At 38.3% G+C, this 7,321-nt stretch carries 4 protein-coding genes; all 4 read left to right on the top strand.

Annotated elements, in window-relative coordinates; all coding sequences use genetic code 11:
* Positions 1-616, top strand: a 616-nt coding sequence (locus ACJHV0_RS02360; RefSeq protein WP_483133281.1) for a DUF2572 family protein, incomplete at its 5' end; no start/stop codon positions are given.
* Positions 609-902 (top strand): DUF5374 domain-containing protein, encoded by a 294-nt coding sequence (locus tag ACJHV0_RS02355; RefSeq protein WP_283386758.1) that lies wholly within the window; start codon positions 609-611, stop codon positions 900-902. The genes ACJHV0_RS02360 and ACJHV0_RS02355, both read left to right, overlap by 8 nt.
* A gap of 47 nt (positions 903-949) precedes the next feature.
* Positions 950-4,234, top strand: a complete 3,285-nt coding sequence (gene recC, locus ACJHV0_RS02350) for an exodeoxyribonuclease V subunit gamma (RefSeq protein WP_483133280.1) — start codon at positions 950-952, stop codon at positions 4,232-4,234.
* 99 nt (positions 4,235-4,333) lie between these two features.
* Positions 4,334-7,285 carry a pitrilysin gene (gene ptrA / locus ACJHV0_RS02345; protein WP_483133279.1) on the top strand — a complete coding sequence of 984 codons (2,952 nt, stop codon included), beginning with the start codon at positions 4,334-4,336 and terminating at the stop codon, positions 7,283-7,285.
* Positions 7,286-7,321: the final 36 nt, after the last annotated feature.

The raw sequence follows: 7,321 nt of genomic DNA, 5'->3' as shown, positions 1-7,321 counted from the left end.
ATTATTTTTAACAAAAGAGAAATGGATTAGTCAGCAGAATATTACTCAGTTTTATAGTGAAAAATATCTTGCAGATAAATATCACTTTCTCGCTTTATACAAAGAAGATAAAAATAAACTTTGCCAAAAATTAAAAAAAGATATGATTATTCAATCTGATTTCTCACCTCAGAAATTAAATTTCTTGCAATATCAATTTGAATGCCAATTTAACAGTTTATTCAAAGATAAAAAACCGACTAAAGAGAAATATATACCATTTACACAGTTTTCAGATTATTTAGATTTAGCAAATATAGCAGAACAAGAGATTTATACCATTCGCAGCTTATCAGAATTGCCTTCTAGTAGCGAAGATAATCCGAAAATTGTTATTGCTCAAAATGAGATTAATGAAAATCTCCCACAGGATTTTTATGGTATTGTGATTACTGATTATCTCTTTGATATTACAGGCAAAAAAATGTATGGTACTTTGTATTCCTCTTTTGATAACGCAAGAGAAGAACGCAATTTAACCTTTAAGAAAGAGGTTATCGCCCAGCTTGAAGTGAAATATTCCTACTGGCAATATTTACCTCATTCCGAAAATACCATAGGGGCAATTGATGAATAAATATAAGGCGGAAAGTACTATTTCACTTTTAGTGGCTATAGCTTTATTTACGATTGTGGTGTTGAGTTTTAGCCATTGGCAATCTGAGCAAAATAGGCGAGTGAATATCCATTTTCAGCAACAACAGGCAGCGGTGATATTAGAAAATCAAATTGCGTTACAGTTGGCGGGTTTAGATTGTGAACGGCAGATAGAGCAAAATAATATTCGCTATGACATTCAGTGCTCAGGGAATAAGCTTAGTATTCGTTTTCCACTTGGCAAAATTGAGCTGAATAATGATTGAATCCCCCCTCGCTTTATTGGACAATAATTCATTAGCGAGGCGTTATTATGTTTACACTTTACCAATCCAACCAAATTTCTTCACTGGCGGAAATGCTGGTGAAAGTTCAGCAAGTTAATCCGCTTGAAGATCCATTTGAACCGGAAACGGTTTTGATCCAAAGTCAAGGAATGGCACAATGGTTGCAAATGCAGATTGCAGAATTAAACGGCATTATGGGCAACTGCAATTTTCTTTATCCAACCACTTTTTTGTGGCAGCAGTATCGTGTACTGTTTCCTGAATTACCGAAAGAGAATATTTTTGAACGCCATTCAATGACTTGGCGGATTATGCGTTTGCTCCCGAATTGCCTAAATCAAGATGAATTTAAGCCCCTTCAGCGGTATTTGGCAAATCAGCCAAACGAGGAGCAGTATCAACTTAAACTCTATCAACTTTCTGCCAAAATTGCCGAATTGTTCGACCAATACTTAGTTTATCGCCCACATTGGTTGGTGCACTGGGAAGAGGGAAACTTACAAGCGGTCGAAAATGAACTAAAAATTGCAATTTCTGCAAAGAATGTCGATCTGAATTTGATTTCAAACGATATTAAATGGCAAAGCCAATTATGGTTGCAGATTATTCAAGATCTGCAAGCCGGGGCAGATGATCGGGTATTCACCACCTCGCATCGTGCGTATTTGCAACAAAATTATTTTGAAAAGCTAGATAATCTCACCGAAGCGGAAAAAGCAAAGCTACCAAAGCGTATCTTTATTTTTGGTATTTCTGCGTTCTCGCCGTTGCAGTTAGCGGTGTTTAAAAAATTAAGTGAGCATTGCGATATTCACATCTTTTTTTTCAACCCAAGCGAAAAATATTGGGGCGATAGCGTAGAAGACAAAGTATGGCAAAAGCTCGCCTTAACACATAAAATTTCGCCTGAAGATCTGGAAAATTTGTTAGCAGAGCAGAGCAATAAACTACTTGCCCTTTGGGGAAAACAAGGGCGTGATTTCTTAGCACAGCTGATGGAATTTGAGCCAAATACTATTGATGTATTCCTCGAACCTGAAGAAAACAGTAACCTAAACAAGCTTAAAAAGCAGATTTTTAGTTCCGTAAATAATGCCACTATTGATGATTTAACCGACGATCACTCTCTTCAAATTCACGCCTGCCATAGCCCAATGCGTGAAGTAGAAGTGTTACATAACCAACTACTGAATTTGTTTGAGAAAGACAAAACCTTACTGCCAAAAGACATCATTGTGATGTCGCCGGATATTAATAAATACGCTCCTTATATTGATGCGGTGTTTTCTCGCAATAAAGGTAGCCGAGATCCACGCTATATTCCGTTTTCGTTATCGGATCAGACGTTTACCAAAATTGATCCAATCATCAATAGTTTTTTGCAACTGCTTGCGATGAAAGAGAGCCAATTTAATGCCGAAGATCTATTTGATTTATTGGAGGTTGGGGCAATTCAATCCCGTTTTTCCTTTAGTGCGGAAGATATTCACACGTTACGAGTATGGGCGAAAAATGCAGGTGTACGTTCAGGCATTGATATTCAACAACCCCATTGGCAGAACTACAACTCGTGGGAAAACGGTTTAAATCGTTTACTGCTTGGCTCAAGCCTAAAAGAAGCTCACGGCATTTGGGAAAACACATTAGCATTTGGTGATAGCTACGGCTTAAATGCAGAGCTGGTTGGGCGATTGGCGTCGTTTATTTCAGCTTTATTGGAATGGGTAAAGCTGATTCAGTCGCCACAATCTTTAGAGCAATGGCATTTAGCGGTAAAAATGCTGATTGCAGATTTATATCAAGAAAATGCTGAAAATGCCGCCTCTATTTTGCTACTCAATACGGTAAATGATGAAATTTTATCATTGATTTCCGCAACTCATTTTGCTGAAGATCTCCACATTGAGATTTTAGCGTTGTTATTTAACCAGCAATTAAATCAACATACCCAGCAGCTCAATTTCTTGGTTGGGCGAGTCAATTTCGCCACACTTTTACCAATGCGAGCTATTCCGTTTAAAGTGGTTTGTTTGCTTGGAATGAATGAAGCGGATTTCCCTCGTCAGCAACAGATCAATAGTTTTGATTTAATGCAATACGCTCCACAAAAAGGCGACCGTGCGAAACGAGATGATGATCGCTATCTCTTTTTGGAAGCCTTACTTTCTGCACAAAATGTGTTTTACATCAGTTACATCGGGCAATCGCAAAAAGACGGCAAAGAGATGTTGCCCTCTATTTTGGTTTCTCAGCTGCTTGATACCATTAGCGATTACTTAACACCTGAATTTAAATCAATGTTCGGAGCGGAAGTTGAGCAAATCTTAGTAAGAAAACAACCGCTTACAGTGTTTAGCAAAAAGAACTTCACTCACCCAAGAGATTATGCCTACAACGCAGAGTGGATTATTAACTCAAACAATTCCGTACAAGATTTCTTGAGTGAGCCCTTAAGTACGGAAATGGTAACTGATATTGAGATCGAAAACCTCATTCGCTTTGTGCAGAACCCGATTAAATTTTTCTTCGTTAATGTACTAGGTATCTCTTTTAACACTTACGATGATACGATTGATGAAAGCGAAATTTTTACGATGTCTGGGCTGGATAATTACGCTATCTTAAATGAATTATTAAGTGTTAAGCCCGAACAGCAAGAGCAATTTTTTGAGCAAGAACAGCTTAAAGGCAACTTACCGGCATCTAATTTTGCCACAACAACCAAGCAAGATTTAATCGGTAAAATCAGTGATATGCGAGCGACTTTAGCTGATTATTTAGCAAGAGAAAGCACAATTTTAACGCTAAACCACAGCATTGCCATTGATGAGAAAGTGCTCCAACTTAACGGCAATATGCCAAATTTATATAGTAATGAAATGGTGCTGTGGCGAGTGGGCGGATTACGAGATAAAGATAAGATTGAAATCTGGATTTATCATTTATTACTTTGTGCTTATTTCCCTCAAAAAACCGTGAAGTTTTATTATCGTGAAGGCGAGCAAACAGGGCAGTTGAGTTTTGAAAAACTCTCTTCAGAAGAGGCTTTAGCTCAATTAACTGTTTATGTGAAGGATTACTTGGCAGGCTTATCGCAAGCTCAGCTGGTGATTTATCAAGGAATTGAAGAGTATCTCAAAAAAGGCGGTGAAAACAGCGAACAGGCACTTTCTCTCCTTGCAGAAGATCGAGAAGGCAGTTATATCAACCGTGTTCTTTCACAAACAATAGAGCTAGATACAGATAACATTTATCAACGTACCATAAATTGGTTTGGGTTGATGAATGAGAAAATGAGGATAAATAGCTAAATACAAGCGGTTGTTTTTGTTGATAAATTTGCAAATAGAATTTTTCCTTCATTTTACTGTCAATAAATTACGACAAATTTTAATTTCAAAAGGAGATGTATGAAATTATCTATTCTAACTAAATTACTGGCAGCCGCTTTTGCTGCTAATGTAATGACTTATCCAGCCTTTGCAGATGTTGCAAAAAATTCGGAAAAAACGACCGCTAGTCAAATGCAATCCCAGAGCCAGAAAGGCTTTGAGTTAATTAAGCAAAGCATTAATAAAAGCCCGAATGATAAGGCGATTTATCAAGGTATCAAACTGAATAATGGTATGGAGGTACTACTTATTTCAGATAGCCAAGCGAATAAATCGCTAATGTCCGCCATTATTCCGATTGGCTCGATGGATGACCCGGTTTCTCAGCAAGGGTTAGCTCACTATCTTGAGCATATGATTTTGATGGGCTCAAAAAACTACCCTGAAACCAACAGTTTAGACGGCTTTTTAACCCAAAATGGCGGAATGAATAATGCGTCTACCGCCCCTCATCGCACCGCTTATTATTTACAAGTGAATAATGAGGCGTTTAGTGAGGCGGTTACTCGTTTGGCGGATACGCTTGCCTTCCCATTATTGCTGGAAACGAATGCGAAAAAAGAGGTGAATGCGGTGAATGCCGAGATGGTGCGAGCGAAATCCCACGATGGACATTTATTACACAGTGTGAATTTAGCCACTGCAAACCCGGCTCACCCTGCCACAAAATTTGCGGTTGGAAACAAAGATACATTATCTGATAAGCCGGATAGCAAATTACAAACCGAGCTGGAGAAATTCTACAAAGAGCGTTATTCGGCGAATTTGTTTAAAGTGGTGCTTTATTCAAATCAGTCGATTGAGCAGATGGCGAAATTGGCAGTAAATACGTTAGGCAAAATGGAAAACAAAAATCTAAGTGTGCCTCAAACGGCTGAACCACGTTACCGATCGGAAGATAAATCTGTTTTCATTCAATATAAGCCGGTGAAATCCACTAAAATGCTTGTGATTGGCTTTGATTTCCCAAATGATGAAATGCACTTTAAGCACAAAACAGGCGAGTATATCGCTTATGTGCTGAATAATAATACCGATGGCACATTGTCAGATTATTTAATTAAACAAGGCTTATCCGATGGTGGCATTGAAGCAGTCAGTTCCGCTAATATTGGACGTGATCGCAGTTCGTTCGATATTTATATTGAGCTAACGGATAAAGGCTTATCTGAGCAAGATAAAGTGATTTCTCTCGTGTTCCAACAAATTGAAAAAATCAAGCAAGAGGGCATTCAAGAAAGCTATTTCAATGAGGTAAAAGAGAGCCTGAAGCAAGATTTTCAACATCTACAAGTTGAGAAAAATATGGACTTTGTGGAGTTCATTACCGACCAAATGCTCTATTTTCCGTTAGAACACGTTATCGACCAACCTTATGTGGCGGAAACGATGGATAATGAGGCAATTAAAGCGAAATTGGCGGAAATGAATATCGACAATGCTCGTATTATACTCGTGAGCGATAATGCCGTAACGGATAAGAAAACGCCACATTTTGAGGCTGGCTATTCTGTGGCAAAAATCACAAACGGACAAAAGCAAAAATGGTTTGATTTCAGCCAAAATCCACCGCTCAATTTACCTGAGTTAAATCCTTATTTCACCACAGATTTCTCGTTAAATGAGGTAGAAAAAGGGCTGACTAAGCCAAAATTATTAGCTGAAAAACAAGGCGAGCTGATTTATGCGATGCCGAGTGTGAATTTTGCTACCGATCCGAAAGCGAAAATCAGTATGACATATAACATTCTTCCAAGACAGGACGATTTAAAAACCGCGATTGCGGCATCAATTTTGGGTTATATGAATAATTTGGCACAAACGAAGCTGGATTTTCAATCTTCCACAGCAGGAATGAAGCTAAGTTTAGCCCCGGCAGCCAATGGTTTGGTGGCGAGTGCGGAAGGTTATACACAAAATCTAAGTAAGTTGATTTTAGACAGTATCAAACAGTTCAGCACTTTTGAGCTTGATGAAGACGTATTAGATCAGGCTAAACAACGTTTACACCAAGTTTTAGATCGTAGCGAGAAAGAAAATAGCCTTAATCAAGCGAATGCGGCATTAACCTCTTTTGCAAGCTACCCTTATTTTGAGATAGCGAAACAACGTGAGATGATCGATAAAATCACGCTTGATGATGTGCAAAAATTACGTCAGCGTATTTTAAATGATGCGACAGGCTTTAAGTTACTTTCGGTTGGAAATTTGTCGAATGATCAGGTTTCTGCACTTTCAAACGAAGTACAAGCGGTCATAAAAAACCAAAAATCTGCAAATGCAACAGGGCAGTATCTTGATATTAATGAAAGCAACCGTAAGATCAATTTCATTAAAAACGTACCGAATGAAGACAACGCATTGTTAATGGCATTCTTGCCAAATGGCTATGCAGAGTTAGAGGGTGTAGTAAGAGCAAGACTGATTAGGGATATTGTGTCTCGCTGGTATTTCGATGATTTGCGTACCGACAAACAACTTGGTTATGTGGTGTATGCAACTCATACGGCTGTTGGTAAAACCTCAGGCATTCAGTTTATGGTGCAAAGTCCGAATACTACGCCGGAAGGGATTTTAGAACATAACAAGCGTTTCTTTAAAGAAAGCTTCGAGCGTTTACAGAATTTATCTGATGATGAATTTGTAAAATATCGCAATAGCTTGGTCGAAAAACTGCAATATAAGCCTGAATCTTTAGCAGAAGAATTTGCCGAATTTGGTTCAGACTTTAGCAGAAATAATGCGAAATTTGACCGCTTGCAACAAGTGATTGAGCTAACTAAAGGGCTAACTAAGGCAGATATTGTGGCGTTTTACCAAAAAGCGGTCATCGATCAGAAAGGTTTAGTATTCGTTAGCCAAGCTGTCGGCACAAAAACCAAAGCAGAAGATGTAGCGAAGTTTAACGATTTCGAACAAGTTGAAAGCATTGAAAAGCTACAACGAGAATTTGACATTAAAGACTACTAAGTAGAAAAAAGCCACCTTTCGGTGGCTTTTGTTTAT

The sequence above is a fragment of the Mannheimia sp. genome (genome assembly GCF_056854775.1).
Note: the sequence above shows the minus strand (reverse complement) of the source record. Positions and strands in the feature narration are given on the sequence as shown.